General features: G+C 71.0%; 13 protein-coding genes and 2 pseudogenes. 6 read left to right on the top strand and 9 right to left on the bottom strand.

Going from position 1 to position 16,641, the window contains the following annotated elements; translation table 11 throughout:
- Nucleotides 1-124: 124 nt before the first annotated feature.
- Nucleotides 125-1,102: a YafY family protein gene (locus KBY32_RS12085; RefSeq protein WP_210979934.1), complete on the bottom strand. Its 978-nt coding sequence runs from the start codon at nucleotides 1,100-1,102 to the stop codon at nucleotides 125-127.
- Between the two features lie 141 nt (nucleotides 1,103-1,243).
- On the opposite strand from KBY32_RS12085, the gene KBY32_RS12080 reads away from it, so the two are divergent.
- Nucleotides 1,244-1,984 (top strand): NIPSNAP family protein, encoded by a 741-nt coding sequence (locus KBY32_RS12080; RefSeq protein ID WP_308293702.1) that lies wholly within the window; start codon nucleotides 1,244-1,246, stop codon nucleotides 1,982-1,984.
- A gap of 255 nt (nucleotides 1,985-2,239) precedes the next feature.
- On the opposite strand, the gene KBY32_RS12075 is transcribed toward KBY32_RS12080, so the two are convergent.
- From KBY32_RS12075 to KBY32_RS12065, 3 genes are all read right to left on the bottom strand, one after another.
- Nucleotides 2,240-2,896, bottom strand: coding sequence for a TetR/AcrR family transcriptional regulator (locus KBY32_RS12075; RefSeq protein ID WP_210979933.1), 657 nt, complete (start codon nucleotides 2,894-2,896; stop codon nucleotides 2,240-2,242).
- Between the two features lie 61 nt (nucleotides 2,897-2,957).
- On the bottom strand, nucleotides 2,958-3,893 hold the full coding sequence (locus KBY32_RS12070; protein ID WP_210979932.1) for an SDR family NAD(P)-dependent oxidoreductase: 936 nt from the start codon (nucleotides 3,891-3,893) through the stop codon (nucleotides 2,958-2,960).
- A 162-nt stretch (nucleotides 3,894-4,055) separates the two neighbouring features.
- On the bottom strand, nucleotides 4,056-4,271 hold the full coding sequence (locus KBY32_RS12065; protein ID WP_210979931.1) for a hypothetical protein: 216 nt from the start codon (nucleotides 4,269-4,271) through the stop codon (nucleotides 4,056-4,058).
- 362 nt (nucleotides 4,272-4,633) lie between these two features.
- On the opposite strand from KBY32_RS12065, the gene KBY32_RS12060 reads away from it, so the two are divergent.
- The 4 genes from KBY32_RS12060 (at nucleotide 4,634) to KBY32_RS12045 (ending at nucleotide 6,645) form a co-directional block, all read left to right on the top strand.
- On the top strand, nucleotides 4,634-4,975 hold the full coding sequence (locus KBY32_RS12060; protein ID WP_055620484.1) for an STAS domain-containing protein: 342 nt from the start codon (nucleotides 4,634-4,636) through the stop codon (nucleotides 4,973-4,975).
- 53 nt (nucleotides 4,976-5,028) lie between these two features.
- Nucleotides 5,029-5,598 carry a nitroreductase family protein gene (locus KBY32_RS12055; RefSeq protein WP_247689332.1) on the top strand — a complete coding sequence of 190 codons (570 nt, stop codon included), beginning with the start codon at nucleotides 5,029-5,031 and terminating at the stop codon, nucleotides 5,596-5,598.
- Between the two features lie 509 nt (nucleotides 5,599-6,107).
- The gene (locus KBY32_RS35660; RefSeq protein WP_282107987.1) at nucleotides 6,108-6,239 is read left to right on the top strand and encodes a hypothetical protein; all 132 of its coding nucleotides are present in this window, start codon (nucleotides 6,108-6,110) and stop codon (nucleotides 6,237-6,239) included.
- A gap of 94 nt (nucleotides 6,240-6,333) precedes the next feature.
- Nucleotides 6,334-6,645 carry a hypothetical protein gene (locus tag KBY32_RS12045; protein ID WP_210979929.1) on the top strand — a complete coding sequence of 104 codons (312 nt, stop codon included), beginning with the start codon at nucleotides 6,334-6,336 and terminating at the stop codon, nucleotides 6,643-6,645.
- An 89-nt stretch (nucleotides 6,646-6,734) separates the two neighbouring features.
- Here KBY32_RS12045 and KBY32_RS12040 read toward each other — a convergent pair whose 3' ends face one another.
- Together KBY32_RS12040 and KBY32_RS12035 are read right to left on the bottom strand one after the other, a co-directional pair.
- Nucleotides 6,735-7,802 carry an aldehyde reductase gene (locus KBY32_RS12040; protein WP_210979928.1) on the bottom strand — a complete coding sequence of 356 codons (1,068 nt, stop codon included), beginning with the start codon at nucleotides 7,800-7,802 and terminating at the stop codon, nucleotides 6,735-6,737.
- Between the two features lie 120 nt (nucleotides 7,803-7,922).
- A complete protein-coding gene (locus KBY32_RS12035) occupies nucleotides 7,923-8,270 on the bottom strand; it encodes a MerR family transcriptional regulator (protein ID WP_247689331.1) in 348 nt (115 codons plus the stop codon).
- A gap of 398 nt (nucleotides 8,271-8,668) precedes the next feature.
- Between KBY32_RS12035 and KBY32_RS35285 the strand changes: the two are divergent.
- Nucleotides 8,669-8,899, top strand: a pseudogene (locus KBY32_RS35285) (CBS domain-containing protein); the annotation flags it as partial.
- A gap of 177 nt (nucleotides 8,900-9,076) precedes the next feature.
- On the opposite strand, the gene KBY32_RS12025 reads toward KBY32_RS35285, so the two are convergent.
- From KBY32_RS12025 to KBY32_RS12015, 3 genes and pseudogenes are all read right to left on the bottom strand, one after another.
- Nucleotides 9,077-10,534, bottom strand: coding sequence for an oxygenase MpaB family protein (locus KBY32_RS12025; protein WP_210979927.1), 1,458 nt, complete (start codon nucleotides 10,532-10,534; stop codon nucleotides 9,077-9,079).
- A complete protein-coding gene (gene uppS / locus KBY32_RS12020; RefSeq protein WP_210979926.1) occupies nucleotides 10,531-11,289 on the bottom strand; it encodes a polyprenyl diphosphate synthase in 759 nt (252 codons plus the stop codon). Before uppS ends, KBY32_RS12025 begins: the two co-directional genes overlap by 4 nt.
- Nucleotides 11,290-11,467: 178 nt before the next feature.
- Nucleotides 11,468-16,641, bottom strand: a pseudogene (locus KBY32_RS12015) (hypothetical protein); the annotation flags it as partial.

The raw sequence follows: 16,641 nt of genomic DNA, 5'->3' as shown, positions 1-16,641 counted from the left end.
TTTCACCTCTCGCGGCATGTCAGGCGCGAGCCGTCCTGCCTCGTTCCTTCACTCGGCCGGGGCAACGGAGATCGAACGGGAGACGGCGGAGCCGGCCCGGCTGCCGATCTCCAGGGCCCGCGGCTCAGATGACGTCGTAGGTACGGGCGAGCAACCGCACGGTGGCGGCCATGGCCCGGCGCAGTTCGACCGGGGCGACGACTTCGACGTCCCCGCCGAGCCGTAGCAGCTCGCCGCGTGCGTGCTCGACGCCTTCGATCGGGATGACCGCCTCGACCCATTCGGTGCCGGGGACGGCGGTCGCCGTGGAGTCGACCGCCCGCACCACCTCCGGGGCGACGTTGTCGGGCAGACGTCGACGCCCTCGGGGCGACAGACGGATGGTGGCCTCGCCCGTGTAGCGACGCGCCTGGAAATCCGCGAGATAGGAATCCCAGTGCGCGCCCAGGTCGAAGTCCTGCGGCCGGTCGAAGCGCTCGTCGCCCACGCTCGCGTCGATGATGTGGGCGACACGGTAGGTCGCCATCCCGCGGTCCGTGGCGGCCACGAGGTACCAGACGCCGGACTTGAGCACCAGGCCGTAGGGACGAAGGCGGCGCTGCACTTCCTGCGGCACCCGCCAGCGGCGGTAACGCACGTCCACCGTGTGCCCGGTGCGTACCGCGTCGACGAGGAGCGTGAGATGCGGCGCCTGCTCGGGCTCTCGGTACCAACCGGGGGCGTCCAGGTGGAACACGGCGGCGGTACGCGCGGCCTCTTCGCGCAGTCCGGTCGGCAGCGCGGCCAGCAGTTTCAGCCGTGCCGCCGTCACTTCGGCCGCAAGCCCCAAGTCGGCGGCGGCGTGGGGCAGTCCGGCGAAGAGCAGTGCCCGCGCCTCACCTTCGCTCAGCCCGGTCAATCGGGTGCGATATCCGTCCAGCAGCTGGTAGCCGCCTCCTGGCCCGGGCTCCGCGTAGACCGGAACTCCCGCCGCCTGGAGTCGAGCCAGGTCACGATACGCGGTCCGCACGGACACGCCCAGCTCGTCGGCGATCCCCCTCGCGGGCAGGCGGCCCCGGGACTGGAGCAACAGCAGCACCGACAACAACCTACTGGCAGACACGGACGCATTCTCCTCGGAAAACCCTGACAGCACCTGGCACACGAGTCCCCTACCGTCGACCGGCGTCCGGCTCCGGCTCCGGCTCCCGCCGGACCGGCCACGTGCTCACGCACGACCCACGACGAATGACAGGAGACCCCCGTGCCCCCACCGCACCTCGCCGACCGCGCGACCGTGATCGAGCTGCGGCAGTACACGCTGCGTCCCGGCCGACGCGACGAGTTCGTCGAGCTGTTCGACCGGGAGTTCGTCGAGTCGCAGGAGGAGGCCGGGATGACCGTGCTCGGCCAGTTCCGGGATCTCGATGATCCGGACCGTTTCGTCTGGCTGCGCGGATTCAGCGACATGACGGCACGTCATCGCGCCCTCACCGCTTTCTACGGCGGACCCGTCTGGGCCAGGCACGGCGCCCGGGCGAACAATGCCATGATCGACTCGGACGACGTCCTGCTGCTTCGCCCCTCCTCGGCCGACACGGACTTCGCTGTCTCCTCCCGGGCAAGGCCTCCGATCGGCGCATCGTCGCCCGAACGGTTCGTGGCGGCCACCGTGTGGTCCTTCGCCCCCGGGCGAGACGACGGCGCCGCGCGGATCCGGGACGGCCTGGTCCCCGCGCTTCTTGAGACGGGTCCCCCGCCGCTCGGCCCTCTGGTCACGGAGCCGGCGCACAACACGTTCCCCAGGCTGCCGGTTCGCACCGGGGAGAACGTCGCCGCGCTCTTCGCCTCCTACCCCGACGAGAGCGCGTATCTGCGGCACCTCGCCGATGTCCGGGCCCGTCCCCGCGTACGGGACGAGATTCTGCCGGACATCGAGCGGGAGCAGACGGCCGCACCTCGGCAACTCCGGCTGAAGCCCACAGGCCGCTCGCTCCTCACTTGACGCCTTCGGGCGATCCGTGGCGGAAGCCGGCGCGTACGCCCCCTCGGCCGGTATGCCGTTGTGTGTGCTGAGCAGCGTGCTGACCGGCTTCGCCGCGCCGACGGACGCACACCCGCCCATGGGGGGAGCTACGGCCGGAGCACTTTCCCCTGTACCTGGCAAACACCCGTTCGCGAGCAGGTCGAGCTCGCCCACCGGTCGCACCACCCGTCCGCGGCACGACCCGGTGCGGTGGGCGCGAGGACGGCGGTGATGCTAGCCGGCCGCGCCGTCCGTCTGAGCGGCGCCGTCGGTTCCGGGGCGCCGGTAGGCACCGTGCCACCAGATCCGGGCGAGTTCGCGGGCGAACGTGCGGTCACCGCTGCCGTCGTCGACGCTGATGTGGTGGGCGATCGCCTGTGCGCCGCCCCAAACGATGATGCGGCTGGCGGAGGCCGCGTCGAGGTCGGCCGGGGCGAGTCCGGCCGCCTGGTCGGCGAGCAGGGACCGCAGGGCGTTCGCGTCGAAACCCTCGAGGTCGGCCGTGTAGAAGTCGTGCACCGTGGGGTCGTAGGCAGCGGCCTCGCGCACCGCTCCGATCAGGCTCTGATGGAGGCGGTGCGTCTTGATCACGTCTTCGAAGAAGCGCGCGAGCGCGTCCGGCCCGGCGGCGGGGTTCCACTGCCGGGCGTGCGCGAGCAGCGACTCCCGCAGGTCGTTCGTGAGCCTGACCAGGACGTCGGACTTGCTCTGGAAGTGCGCGTAGAACGTGGCCCGGGAGACACCCGCCTCCTCCAGGATCCGCTGGACGCTGATCTCGGAGAAGGCTTCGCCGGACTCCAGGAGCCGCCGGAGAGTGGACATGACCTGGGCCACCGTCGCGGCCGAGCGTGCGGCGTGGTGGTCGGCCTGGCGTCGTGTGACCGGTCTCATCAAGATCCTTCTCGTACGTCCTCGCGCGTGTGCGCTCCGCGGGGTGCGGCGGATTGCGGGATCAGCGCACCACGGGCAGAGCGTAGTCCCACAGCCGGTCGGCGGCCTCGGCGTCCACCGACCACTTCGCCACGCCGGCCATCACCTCGGGCCCGCCGTCGACGACCTCGGATTCCTGGTTGTCCTCGAAGTACCGGCCGGTCACGCCGTCGAGGAGAGGTGACGCCACCAGCAGAGTGCTCGTGGCGGCGCCCTGCGCCGGGGTCTTGTAGTAGTCCGGGGTGACGAGGTTGCCGTCCTCGTCCAGGGCGCCGAGCGCTCGCAGGGTGGCCTGGTCGAGGTGACGGGCGAGGTTGGTGTGGATCCAGCCGGGAGCGCAGGCGTTGGCGGTGATGCCGTCCCCGGCCCACCGCCGGCTGATCCCGACGGCCAGCAGCACGTCGGCGGTCTTCGATTGCGCGTAGGCGACGAACGGGTCGTAGGGACGCTCTTCGAACTGGGGGTCGTCGAAGTCGAACCCGGCTCGCAGCTGTGCGCCGGAGCTGACCACGACGACGCGGGCGTCCTCCGCGCTCCTCAGGGCGGAGTGAAGCCCGACGGCCAGGGCGAAGTGACCGAGGTAGTTCGTGGCGAGCTGCAACTCCCAGCCCTGGGCGCTGACCTGCCGGGTCGGGAGCATCATCACGCCGGCGTTGGCGACGAGGCCGTGAAGCGGCCCATCCCAGGAGTCGCAGAAGGCACGGACGGAATCCAGGTCCCCGAGTTCGAGCGCGGCCGCCCGGGTGCCGGGGAACTCTTCGACGACAGACCTGGCCGCGTCGGGGTTCCGGGTGGCGATCGTCACCTCGGCGCCGGCCCCGGCGAGCGCGCTGACCGTCTCGAGGCCGAGCCCGGAGGACCCACCGGTCACGATCATCCGTCGGCCGCGCAGGTCGACTCCGTCGAGCACCTCGGCGGCGGTCGCGCGCATCCCGAAGGGAGTGGTTATCGGCGTCATAGCTGTGTCCTGCCTGGAGAGGGCCGTCGTCACGGTGCGGGGAGAGTGGTCTGCGCACGGCGGCCCGACGTCATTTCCCCAATAACCATACAGCGTGTTCAGACTCTCTGTATTCGGAGGCCGGACGGCGCAGACGGCACTGCAGGAGGCATGGGTGCGCCGTCAGGCGTCAGGGGTGACCTCGGAGCTCGTGAACCGCACAGGCTTGGCCTGCGGCCGGGTGTAGGCGATCTCGGCCCAGGTGCCGTCACCGCCCGAGGCTTCGAGCGCGCGTCGGCGCCGGATGGCGGCGGACTTTTCGAACACTGCTGCCGACGCCTGCGCCGCACCGTCGGGGTCGGTCCAGGTCAGACCGTAGCGCCGCACCGCGATGACCATGAACCCACTCCCTCTCCAACCGCGCCTGCCGGGCCCCGTCATGCAGATCGTCACCGACCCGTGCAAAGTCAGCCGCCTGGCATGTGGCCGACTGCGCATCGAGAGCACCGCGGGAGGGGCCCGGCACGCAGGGGTGGCGAGCTCTCCTGCAACCGCTGCCTGTCGGGCCGGAGGTGCGCTGTGGGACAGTGAGAGGACAGGAGATTGACCGGTCCTCGGTGAGATGCACGAGAGGCCGGTCCACGGGCCTCCCGGGCATCGCCCTCCCCACGGGCAACCGGACCCGCCATCGGCACGACGGCAGCTGGAACAAGTGCCCCTATGCCGACGGACTCATGACCCCCGGAAGGGGGAAGCGTCACATGCTCATCACCACGACCGACCACGGCGTCACCGCGGTCATCACTCCGCACGGGAACGTCGACCACGAGGCCCTGCCCGCCCTGCTCACCGCCGCCTCGAGCGAGTTGCCGCCCACGGTCACCCACCTCACGTGGAACTTCGAGCACTCCGGCTTCATAGACGTCGCCGGTCTCCACCTGCTCGACCAGCAGCGCCAGGCCTGCCGCATCGCCCATCGCACCCTCACCGTCACGGGGTTGAGCCGCCAGCCCCTCCGCATACTCCAGCTGGCCGACGAACTCTTCCCCGCAAAGCACTGGCGTGACTTTCTCCCCTCCAGCCAGCCCCTCACGGCCTTCTGACGCCCGGCCGGCACGGCGTATCGGGTGAAATGCCCGGCGGTAGGCTGGCCCTCATGGCCGCCGACACTCCTCGCCGCACCGCAGCCCCGCGCGCGACCGACCGCCCCGGGGACCAGTCCCCTTTCGCTCTGGGTCTGCGCGCCGGTGAGCGGCTGGCGGCGGGCGACCCCTGGGACGAGCCCGAGTACCAGCAGTACCCGCCGGACCTCAAGTCGCCGTACCGCGAGCGTCGGGCCGCCTTCGGCGAGCAGCGCTACGGAGCGCTGGGCATCCCGCGCCACGACATCGAGGCGCGCCAGCGTGCCGCCTCCGCGAACTGGGAGTGCTTCGGGGCGCCGGCCGCACTGTTCTGCTACATCGACCGCGATCTGGGCCCCGCCCAATGGTCCGACATTGGCATGTACCTGCAAACCGTCATGCTTCTGCTGCGTGCGGAGGGGCTGCACAGCTGCACCCAGATGGCGTGGGCGAAGTACCACCGGACCGTCGCCGAGATCCTGAGGCCCCCGGACGAACTGATGCTGTTCTGCGGCATGTCGATCGGATACGAGGACACCGCGACGCAGTACCCCCGCACAGGCCGGGCCCCGCTCGGCGAAACCCTCACCTTCCTCGACGACTGAGCCGGCGGACCGCCCTGCGGCGGCGGGGCGAAGCAGGTTCAGTGCCGCGACCCCGTCTCGGCCTGGAAGATCCGTGCACCGGGCCTCACGGCTCCGGCATCGCGGCGATCACACCGTCCACCACCTCGGTCAAGAGCCTGGAGGCGGTACGGCAAGAGCGATCACGCGAGCCATCCTCGGGGGCCGGCACGTGGGCCAGGCCGCCACGGAGTCGGTGCTGCTCGTGGTGTCCGAGCTGGTCACCAACGTCATCGAGCACGCCCTGCCGCCCGTGGTACTGCGCCTGCATCGGGACCGAGCCGGTGACCAGTGTGGGTCGGCGTCACCGACGTCGCCGACCCGGCCTGACGAAGGGCCGCCCACAGCCTGCGGCCCTTCTGCGAAGTGGTCGCGGAGTTCGCCGGACACATGTTCGGCGACTCGGACTGGCTGGCCGTCAAAACCGCTCTGCCGGGGACGGACGTCGACCAGGACACTTGGTACGACTACCCCTGCACGGCCCCGTCCCCGTGACGCTGCGCCTCGCGGCCGACCCGGGGTCCTCAGTGGTCAGCGTCAACGTCACGGACCTGACCGACGACCGCACTCAAGCTCAAATCGAAGCGGCGCTGTTCATCTTCGCGACGTGGCACCTCACCTGACGCGACCGCTTCCCGAGTGTGTCCCTCCCTCGTCGCCCCTCTTGCTCCACAGGCCGCGCTGTGGCTGACTGGCAGCGGCGCAGAGGGGGAGTCCATGGGCGACTGGGTCGTGATCGCGGAGTACTACAGCGATGTACACAGAACCGAGTTCATCCGCCGTGGGCTGGAGACCAGGGACCATGCGCTGGAGGCACTCCGTGAGGCCCTCCACACGTATACGCCGAGCAAGAAGATCATCGAAAAGCGGCGTCAGGTGTACCGCTTCGCCGACCAGGAGACGTACCTGGTCGTGATCAAGGGCAAGCTGACGGAGTGGGAGTGCACCCTGCGCGTCGCGGAGGTGATCGCGGACTCGAAGGACCCGGCCGTGGCCGAGCGCGCGCAGAGGGACTACGACACGGCATAGCCGGGCCGCCGGGCCGCGGAACCTGTTCCCACCCGGTCGGTGAGTGGGTGGGAACAGTCGGCAGCGGTCTGTCCGTGCGGCCGCACCTCTCAGGCGGCGTCGGGCAGCGTCAGCCCGAGCCGGAGCTGGCTGTCCGCGGTGGCCACGACGGAGTCGGCGACGTCGCGGGGGTTCCAGCCGAGCACCGTCCTGGCCTTGTCGTTGCTGATCAGAGGGATCCTCCCCCCGAGCACCGCGGCGTCCCGCAGCGCCGGATCGGTCTTCGCCGCCTCGCGGACCTCCTCGATCGTCAGCTCCCTGGAGGGCAGCAGATCGGCTGCGGCGGGGAAGTGCTTCCGCAGGATCCGGGCCATGCCGAAGAGGCTGATCGCGGGCCCTCCGACCGCGATGAAGCGCTCTCCGGCCGCGTCGGGGTGCAGCATGGCCCGCAGGTGCAGATCCACGACGTCCCGTACGTCGACGACACCGAAGTACATGATCGGCACCACCGGCATCCGCCCGGTCAGCATGGCTTCGACCAAGCCGACCGACGCGTTCGGCCGGGCGCCCAGCTGGGGTCCGAAAATGCCGGTCGGATTGACGACCGCCAGTTCGATGTCCGTATGGGTGCGGACGTAGTCCCAGGCGGCCCGCTCGGCCAGCACCTTCGACCGGTGGTAGGCGGGCAGGCCCTCGGTGTCCGGGTCGGTCCAGTCGTCTTCCGCGTAGCGGTTTCCGGGTTTGGGCGTGTAGCCGACAGCGGCGTAGGACGACGTCATCACGACCCGCGGCACCCCGGCCCCGCGAGCGGCGGAGAGGACACGCAGGGTGCCGTCGCGGGCGGGGAGGATGACGTCCTCCTCCCGCTCGGGCGGGGTGAACGGGAAGGGTGACGCGTGGTGCAGTACGAGGCTGACGCCGTCCATGGCGTCGGCCCAACCGTGGTCGGCGGCGAGGTCCGCGACGGCGAACTCCAACCGGTCCTCGGGATCGACGCCGGCCTGCCGGAGCGTCGCCCGGACTTCGGCCTCCTGACCGGGCGCGCGGACCGTCACCCGGGTCGGATGGCCCTCACGGATCAGCCGGGCGACGCAGTGACTGCCGAGGAACCCGGTCCCGCCGGTGACGAGGACCGTGCAACGGTCCGAGCGGGAACGGATGAGATCTTCTGTGCTCAAGGTGTTCAGTCCTTCGGTGTGATGTCGTGCATGACGCGTGTGACGTCCTCGACCGCCTGCTTCTCGGCTGCGGCGTCCCCACGGACCCGCGCGTCCCACAGGTCGGCTTTGCGGCGGAGATTAGGTCAGTCGCAGCTGCGACTGCTCGATGTCGGCGGCGAGCTTGTCCGCCTGGGCGGCGAACAGATCCCGCTGGGCGGCTGCCGCGGAATCTCCCTCTGCGAGCAGGTCCAAGTAGCGGCGCATGCCGCTCACCGTCATGCCCGACGAGCGCAGGCAGGCCAGCGCCACGACCCGTTCCGCGGTCGCCGGCGCGTAGCGGCGGTGTCCGCTGGACGCGTCCCGGGCGACCTCCCCCAGGAGGCCGATCCTCTCGTAGTAGCGCAGCGTGGGTTCACTGAAGCCCGAGCGCCTCGCCATCTCCTGGACGGTCAGGTGCCCGCTCTGCTCTCCGGTCGCTCTCACCATGCCGACAGCCTCCGATACCTCAAGCGCTTGAAGTCAAGCTCACGCTTCGCAGGCCCGGTCGCCATCGGGCACGACCGCCTGAGGTGAAGCCCAGGCGCAGGTCGCGCCTTCGTCGCCGAGGGCCGCCGGTGGCGTCGGACGCCCCTCCGGCGGTCAGCCGTCGTGCGAACGCCTGCCTGGGAGGCCGGCCACCGCGCGCTTGCGGCTATGTCCGAAGGAGGGAGCCAGGGGCGTCACCAGGCGCCGCTGGACGCTTCCCTCCACAGCGGTGGTGGGAGGCGAGGACGAGGCCGACGCCTCCGCGGGGCGGGCCAAGGCGCGCGCCACCGACGCGGCGGGGCTGATGACGTCACCGGCGCTGTGTGCGGGAGGACTGGAGCGTGGTCGAGGCGGCCCGGATGATGGCGCGGCACGGCGTGCGGCGGCTCCTCGTCGTCGATGGCGACGGTCGCCTGATCGGCGTGGTGAGCAGGAGCGACCTGCTGCGGGTGTATCTGCGGACGGATCAGGCGATCCGCAGGGAGATCGTCGAGGAGGTCCTCGTCAAGGCCCTGGGCGAGTCCCCTGCCGAAGTGCAGGTGGACGTCACGCACGGCCATGTCGTGCTCAGTGGGCACCTGTCCTCCCGGACGGCCGTCCCCGTACTCAAGGACATGTGCCGGACTGTCGACGGAGTGGTGGCCGTGGAGTACAGACCGCCGCGCGCAGCCGAATCCGACGACGCGTCGGGGCCCCCGCTCCACTCCGTCCGAGTGGCGGACGGGAGCCCCGTCCCGGCGCAGCCGGGCGCCTCCTCGCGGAGGCGGTCAGGCGTCGGCGAGGAGAGGGTCGTACGGGGTGTTCGTGCGGCGGCCCGACATGAAGGCGAGGAAGTCGCCCACGAAGGCGCTGCGCCCGTACGTGCCGTCGGTGGTGGTGAGGTCGCGGTGGAAGGCGGTGCGGAAGAGGGCCCGGTACTCCTCCGCGTCGATGGTCCCGCTGCCGTCCTTGTCGGTGGCGTCGAAGAGCACCTCGGCGACCCGGATGAGCGCGGGGCCGGCGAGCGTGGGTACGGCGGCGGCGTACTCCTCGACGCTGACCCGGCCGTCGCCGTCCGTGTCGAGGGCGGCCTGAAGCTCGCGCCACCAGGCCGCGAAGGCGTCGTAGAGCCGGGTCTCCTCGGGTTCGTCCAGGTCGAGGCGGGTGGCCAGCTCGCGTGCCATGGCCGCGAGGTCCGGCCAGTCGAGGTGGCCGTCGCCGGTCTGGTCCAGAACCTCCCGGAAGAACTCCTCCGCCGGACGCCGGGCCTCGCCCGAGGGGGCGGCCGGGTCGGGGGCGGTGTCCGCGCTCAGCGGCGAGAGGAGGCGGAGCAGCGCCGACGCCTGCTTCATGCGGGCGTGCAGCGCGGTCACGGTCCGGGCGCGGGGATCGTCACTGTCGGGCGAGAGGGACAGGACCTCGATGACGGTCTCGGCGTCGAACCAGCCGGCCGGAAGGAAACGGGTCAGCCCGGCGGCGAGGTAGGCACCCTGCATGAGCGTCGAGGCACCGGGCATCTCCGGCAGCCCGGCCTTGCGCCGGTAGGACTCGGGGAGCGAGGCGACGGTGATCGCGCCGAGGAGCGGACCGACGACGGCCCGGCCGGCCGCCCACAGCGTCGGCGCGCCGCCGAGCAGTGCCGGGGCGGGCAGGTGGTCGAAGAGCCGGAAGAGGATGACTCGGGCGGCCTCGGTGTTCTCCAGCTCGTCCTCGACGACCCTGTCGAAGTACCGCCAGAAGTCGTTCAGGTCCTCGGGGAGCTCTCCGGCGTCGCCGTCGAGCGCGGCGAGGTACGCCCGGTACTCGGCGTACATGCGCTCCATCGTGTCCTGGTCGAGCGGCTGGCCGCTCAGTCGGCACATGGTGACGGCGCTCTCGAAGAGGGTGGCGACGACCCAGGCGCGGGTCGCGCGGTCCATGGCGTCGTAGGGGCGGCCCCGGGAGTCGGAACCGCTCATCCGGGCGTGCAGCCTGTTGAGCCGTGCGGCCTCCCGTTCGCGTACCGCCGGGTCGCCGTCGAACATGCGGCGCATGCTGAGGAAGGTGTTGCGCAGCCTGCGCCACGGGTGGGCGACGAAGGTGGAGTTGTCGACGAGAGCGGCGCCGATCTGGGGGTGGGCGGCCTCCAGCACGGTGGCCCGGATCATGGCCGGCGCCCAGCGCGGGTCGTCGAAGAAGGCACGGAACTGGGATTCCGGGCCGAACAGGGGTGTTCCCTCGGCCGTGGTGGTGGTTCCAGTCGTCATGACGGGTCTCCGTTCGTCTGGGATGGCACGCCGCCGAAGCGGCGGTCACGGCGCCGGTACGTCTGCAGGCAGGCGAGGAAGTCGGGGGCCCGGAAGTCCGGCCAGAGCACCTCGGGGAAGACCCACTCGGCGTAGGCGACCTGCCAGAGCATGAAGTTGGAGATGCGCTGCTCGCCGGACGTGCGGATCACGAGGTCCACGTCGGGGGTGTCGGGGAACGGAAGGTGGTCCGCGAAGAGGTGCTCGGTCACCTCGTCGGCGGGTGTCCCCTGGCGGATCAGGGACCGGGCGGCCTCGACGATGTCCCGACGTCCGCCGTGGTCGAAGGCGACCGTCAGCGTCATCCCCTGGTTGTCGGCGGTCAGCGTCGCCAGATCGTCGAAGTCCTGGGCCAGTTCACGGGGGATGCGCGGGTCCGCGACCCCGAGGAAGCGGCAGCGGATGCCGCGGGCGAGCAGCAGCGGCGCGTGCTTGCGCACGACGCGGCGGACCAGGCGCATCAGGTAGTCGACCTCGGTGCCGGGACGGTTCCAGTTCTCGGTGGAGAACGCGTACAGGCTCAGCCATTCGACGCCGGCTGCCCGGGCCGCCTCGATGATGTCGATGACGGTGGTCTCCGCGGCCTGGTGGCCCGCCGTGCGCGGCAGCGAACGCCGCTGCGCCCAGCGGCCGTTGCCGTCCATCACGCAGGCCACGTGCCGCGGTACCGGACGGGACGGGTCCTTGTCCCGCCACTGATCGCCGCGCTCTGTCACACCCACCCCGTATCACCCCCGCCCACGCCCCCGCACGGGCGTTTCCTCTCGGGAGTCTGACGGCACTGAGGGATCTTGACGGGCGGAACAGGTGGGGTGTCACCCCTGGCTCATCTGCCCGAATCCTCGCGGCATCGGCCACTTTCTCCCGCAATCACGATCGGCGGGGATTCCTCGGTCAGTTCGGGTCGGTCTGCTGGATGCTGTCGCCGCGGTTGTTGATCGCGAGGTAGGTGCCGATGCGCCGGAAGTCGTTGATGACGCCGAACATGCTCTTGTCCGACGGGACGAGTGCCCGCAGCGGTGAGTCGGCCGGCAACCGGGCGAGGAGCGCCTGCTTGTAGGCGTTGAAGACCTTCGCCGTGTAGCCGGGCTCCGTCGCCGCGTTCATCCGGTGGTCGTTCGTCACCGCGATCGAGGCGAGGTCCATCAGGTAGCAGTCGATCAGGTCCGTGACGTCCCTGGGCTGCGCGCCCTCCACTCCGGCGGCCGCGTCCTGATGGAGGATCCCGGCCATCGACACGACGATGTCGCGGTAGATCCCGTGGCGGGTGCTGCTGGGGAACGCGGCCATGATGTGGTCGGCCTGGCCGGCGCCCTCGGTGTTCATCGTGCGGGGGGTGCGCAGATCGGTCAGGCCGGGTACGGCGAGCGGGACTCCCGCGAACATCTCCTCCTCGTCGGGGATGTTCGTGTTCCGGGAGGCGAGGGGGTGCAGGCCGATCTCATGGGCCAGCATCCCCATGATGTGGCCGATGTCGTACTTCTCGAAGTAGTAGCTCGCGAGGTTGATGTCCACCCCGGCCTCACCGCGGTCGATCACGTCGGCCGGCGTCTCCGTGGTGCGCACACGCAGGGTGATGCGGCAGGGACGGCCGCCGACGTACTCGCGGATCGTGTCGTGCCTGCGCAGCAGGTCCATGATCCGGAGGGCCTTGGCGAGGTATCTGTCGTCCGTGAACCTCAGATTCGTGAAGGTGAGGTTCCCCGAGGAGAACGGCACGTACGCGGGCTCGGCCGGGGTGGTCGCGTCCTGCGGCATCCGCGCCGGGACCGCGTCGCCCGACCCGGAGCCGGGTCCGGGCTCGGGCAGGGAGACCGGGTCCACCCAGACCGACGTGTGCGGATCGGGTACGGCCGCGGCACGGGCCGCGTCCCAGGTCGGCGGGGTGTCCGTCGCCGGGGCGGGTGTGACCTCCCCGATGAGGGCGCCGAGCAGGGCCAGGTGCCGGCCACGGAGACCACCGGCGGCGAGCGAGGCGTCCTCGGGGGGCTCGTTCGGGGCACCCAGCAGGCTGCCCGGCACGTGCGGGCGGTGCGGGGTCGCCGCGTCACGGTACTCGTCGCGCAGGCCCAGCTGGTGGGTGAGCTCGTGGACGAACTGGACCGGGTCGGCGTCGGCCCACCAGCTGTTCTGGTCCATCGGCCGGTCCCGGCCCACCAGATCCACCGTCATGTGGGGGTTCTCGGACGGGTCCACGTGCTCGACGGTCACGTGCAGGCGGTCCCCGTTCGGCAGACGGTGGGCGGGGGTGTTCAGGAACGCGCGCACCCCTGCCGCGAGCCGTTCGCGCACCCGCGACACCTGGTCCTGGGGGCCCCGGATCGCCAGGCGCACCGTGAGGTCGGTGACCGGCTCGCCCTCGTACGAGAACCGCCGTGCGTCGAAGCCGGCCCGCACCACGAAGCGCGGACGGCCGTCGCGCGGGCGGGGTGCGACCGCGCGGGCCTGCTGCGCGGGCGCGTCCTTGCCCGGCGAGAGCCGGGGGCGTGCCTCGTCGCCCGCGAGGGGCTGCTGGATGCTGTCGCCGCGATTGTTCGTCGCCAGGCTGGTGGCGAGCTGGGCGAAGTCGCGTACGACGCCGAAGAGTCCCTTGTCCGCGGGCAGCAAGGGGCGGGCGGGGCTGTCCTCGGGCATGTGCTGGGCGAGCAGGGCCTTGTAGGCGTTGTAGACCTTGGCGGTGTTGCCGGGCTCCTTGGCGGCGTTCATCCGGTAGTCGCTGGTGATCGCGATGGACGCGACGTCCATGAGGTAGCAGTCGATCAGGTCCGTGACGTCCTTGGCCTTCGCGCCCTCCACGCCGTCCCGCGCGGCCTGGGCCAGCAGGTCGGCCATCTTCAGGACGATGTCGCGGTAGATCCCGTGCCGGGTGCTGCTGGGGAAGGCCGCCATGATGTGGTCGGCCTGGCCCGCGCTGTCGGTGTTCATGGTGCGCGGCGTCTTCAGGTCGGCCAGCCCGGGCACCGGGAGCGGGATGCCACGGAACATCGCTTCCTCGTCCGGAATGTCCCGGTTTCGGGAGGCGAGCGGGTGGAGGCCGATCTCGTGGGCCAGCATGCCCATGACGTAGCCGATGTCGTACTTCTCGAAGTAGTAGCTGGCGAGGTTGATCTGCACACCGTCGTCGCCCAGGTCACGTACGTCGGCAGGCGTTTCCGTGGTGCGCAGGTGCAGGGTGATGCGGCAGGGGCGCCCACCGATGTAGTCCCGGATCGTCGGGTGGTCCCGGAGCAGTTCGATGATGCGGACGGCCTTGTCGCGGTACCGCTCGTTCGTGTGCTTCAGGTTGGTGAACTCGAAGGTGCCGGACCTGAAGGGCGTGAACGTGCCGTCCTGCGGCATGCGGGCCGCGATCTCGGGTCCGGTGTCCGTCGGCCGGGTCCTGGGCAGCGAGACCGGGTCCACCCACACCGACCGGCGGGTGACCGGTGCCGTGCCGGTACGGGCCGCGTCCCAGGTCTGCTCCTCGTCCTGGGGGTGCGGCGCCGGCGTCACGGGTCCGATGAGCGCGGCGAGCAGGGCGAGGTGGCGTCCTCGGAGGCCTGCGGGGGTGAGGGACGCGTCGTCGGGCCGTTCGTCCAGGGCTCCGAGGAGGCTGCCGGGGATGTGGGGGCGGTGCGGCGCGTCGGCGTCCCGGTACTCGTCGCGCAGGCCCAGCTGATGGGTGAGCTCGTGGACGAGCTGGATCGGGTCGGCGTCCGCCCACCAGGTCGTCTGGTCCATCACCCGGTCGCGTCCCGCGACGTCCACCGTCAGGTGCGGGGAGTCCTCCGGCCGGACCGCTTCGACGGTGACGTGCAGCCGGTCGCCGTTGGGGAGGCGGTGCCCCGGGTTGTTCAGGAACTCGTGCACACCCGCGGTGAGCCGGTCGTACACCTGGGCCGTCCGGGCGTCGGTGCCGCGCAGCGCGACACGGACGGTGAGGTCGGTGACCGGTTCGCCGTCGTAGGAGAAGCGGCGTGCGTCGAAGCCGGAACGCACGACGAAGCGGGGGCGGTGGTCGCGTCGCCGCTGTGGCGTCTCCGTCGGCTGCGGGTCCGTGCCGGTGCCTGCCCGGGGAAGGCGTGGACGGGCTTCGTCGGTGGCGGCGGTGCCGGTCTGGATGCTGTCGCCCTGGTTGTTGAACGTGAAGCTGGTGCCGAGACCGAGGAAGTTGCCGGTGACGTTGTACCAGCTCTTGTTCGCGGGCAGCAGCGGCCGGACGGGGCTGTCGTCGGGCAGCTGCGCGACGAACATCTCCTTGTAGGCGTTGTACACCTTCGCCGTGTAGCGGGGTTCCCAGGCCGCGTCCTTGCGGCGGTCGTTGGTGACCGCGATGGTCGCCAGGTCCATGAGGTAGGTGTCGATCAGGTCGGTGACGTCCTTGTCCCGCGCACCCTCCTCCCCCGCCCGGACGTCCCGGGCCAGCATGTCCGCCATCCTCACGACGATGTCACGGTAGATCCCGTGGCGGGTGCTGCTGGGGAACGCGGCCATGATGTGGTCGGCCTGGCCCGCGCCCTCGGTGCTCATGGTGCGCGGTGTCTTCAGGTCGCTCAGGCCGGGTACGGCGAGCGGGACCCCCGCGAACATCTCCTCCTCGTCGGGGATGTTCGTGTTCCGGGAGGCGAGGGGGTGCAGGCCGATCTCATGGGCCAGCATCCCCATGATGTGGCCGATGTCGTACTTCTCGAAGTAGTAGCTCGCGAGGTTGATGTCCACCCCGGCCTCACCACGGTCGATCACGTCGGCCGGCGTCTCCGTGGTGCGCAGATGCAGGGTGATGCGGCAGGGACGGCCGCCTACGTACTCGCGGATCGTGTCGTGCCTGCGCAGCAGGTCGATGATGCGGACGGCCTTGTCGCGGTACGTCTCGTCGGTGTGCTTCAGGTTCGTGAACTCGTAGGCGCCCGATCGGAAGGGGGTGATGGTCGCGTCCTGCGGCATGCGCGCCGGGACTTCGGCCGGACCGGTCCGGGGCAGGGAGACGGGGTCGACCCAGACCGACCGTCGGGTGACGGGCGTGGCGGCCCTACGGGCCGCGTCCCACGTCTCGCTCTCCCGTTGCGGCTGGGGTGTGACCTCGCCGATCAGGGCACTCAGCAGCGCCAGGTGCCGGTCGCGCAGGCCGGCGGCGGTGAGCGAGGCATCCTCGGGCTGTTCGTCCAGGGCGCCGAGCAGGCTGCCCGGGACGTGGGGGCGGTGCGGCGCGTCGGCGTCCCGGTACTCGTCGCGCAGGCCGAGCTGGTGGGTGAGTTCGTGGACGAGGTGAGCCGGTGACGCGTCCGCCCACCAGGTCGTCTGGTCCATCGCCCGGTCCCGGCCGACGAGATCCACGGTGAGGTGCGGTGAGTCGGCGGGGTCCACATGCTCGACGGTCACGTGCAGCCGGTCGCCGCCGGTCAGGCGGTGGGCGGGGTCGTTGAGCAACCGCCGTACGCCGTCGTCCAGTCGGCGGCGTACCTGCTCGGCCTGGTCCTCGGGTCCCCGGATCGCCAGGCGCACTGTTAGATCGGTGACCGGCTCGCCCCCGTACGAGAAGCGGCGGGCGTCGAAGCCGGACCGCACCACGAAGCGAGGGCGGTGGTCGCGCGGACCGCGTGGGACCGGCGGGGTGGCGGTGGGCTCGTCGGGCGCCACCGTCCGCGGCAGCCGCGGGGAGGTGCCGCGCGCCGGGGAGCCGGGGAAGTCGTCGGTGTCCATGGCCTCGTCGCCGGACTCGTACTCGGACGACGACCCGGCGGGGTACTGCTCGTGCGCCCCCTCGGTCCGCTCGCCCTGGAGTACGCCGCCCTGGTCCAGGTAGGCGCCGATGTCCTCCGCGTTCTCCCTGATGTGCTGCACCAGAAGCGGCCGTTCCCGCATCCACTGGGGCATGCGCCAGCCGGGGAAGAACATGCCGTGGGTGCCGGACGCCTGGACGCGGTGGCCGAGCCGGCGCCCGATGTGCTGGTTGACCGCCTGGTAGGCGAGGTCGCAGGAGGCGCAGGCCATCTTGAACCCGCCCAGCGGCAGCGTTCTGGGCGCGTCCGGGTCGCCGGGGTTGTTCTCCCAGTGGGCCACCCAGTGCCCGAGGAGGGTCAGTTCGCCGT

Origin of the sequence: Streptomyces sp. RK62 (assembly GCF_018070255.1) — a bacterium.
Taxonomy (GTDB): domain Bacteria; phylum Actinomycetota; class Actinomycetes; order Streptomycetales; family Streptomycetaceae; genus Streptomyces; species Streptomyces nigra.
Note: the sequence above shows the minus strand (reverse complement) of the source record. Positions and strands in the feature narration are given on the sequence as shown.

What these genes read in the sequence shown, in the direction of transcription:
- KBY32_RS12075 (WP_210979933.1), bottom strand. Translation starts at nt 2,896, where the DNA reads ATGAGACCGGTCACACGACGCCAGGCCGACCACCACGCCGCACGCTCG.
- KBY32_RS12070 (WP_210979932.1), bottom strand. Translation starts at nt 3,893, where the DNA reads ATGACGCCGATAACCACTCCCTTCGGGATGCGCGCGACCGCCGCCGAG.
- KBY32_RS12065 (WP_210979931.1), bottom strand. Translation starts at nt 4,271, where the DNA reads ATGGTCATCGCGGTGCGGCGCTACGGTCTGACCTGGACCGACCCCGAC.
- KBY32_RS12060 (WP_055620484.1), top strand. Translation starts at nt 4,634, where the DNA reads ATGCTCATCACCACGACCGACCACGGCGTCACCGCGGTCATCACTCCG.
- KBY32_RS12055 (WP_247689332.1), top strand. Translation starts at nt 5,029, where the DNA reads ATGGCCGCCGACACTCCTCGCCGCACCGCAGCCCCGCGCGCGACCGAC.
- KBY32_RS12045 (WP_210979929.1), top strand. Translation starts at nt 6,334, where the DNA reads ATGGGCGACTGGGTCGTGATCGCGGAGTACTACAGCGATGTACACAGA.
- KBY32_RS12035 (WP_247689331.1), bottom strand. Translation starts at nt 8,270, where the DNA reads ATGGTGAGAGCGACCGGAGAGCAGAGCGGGCACCTGACCGTCCAGGAG.
- KBY32_RS12025 (WP_210979927.1), bottom strand. Translation starts at nt 10,534, where the DNA reads ATGACGACTGGAACCACCACCACGGCCGAGGGAACACCCCTGTTCGGC.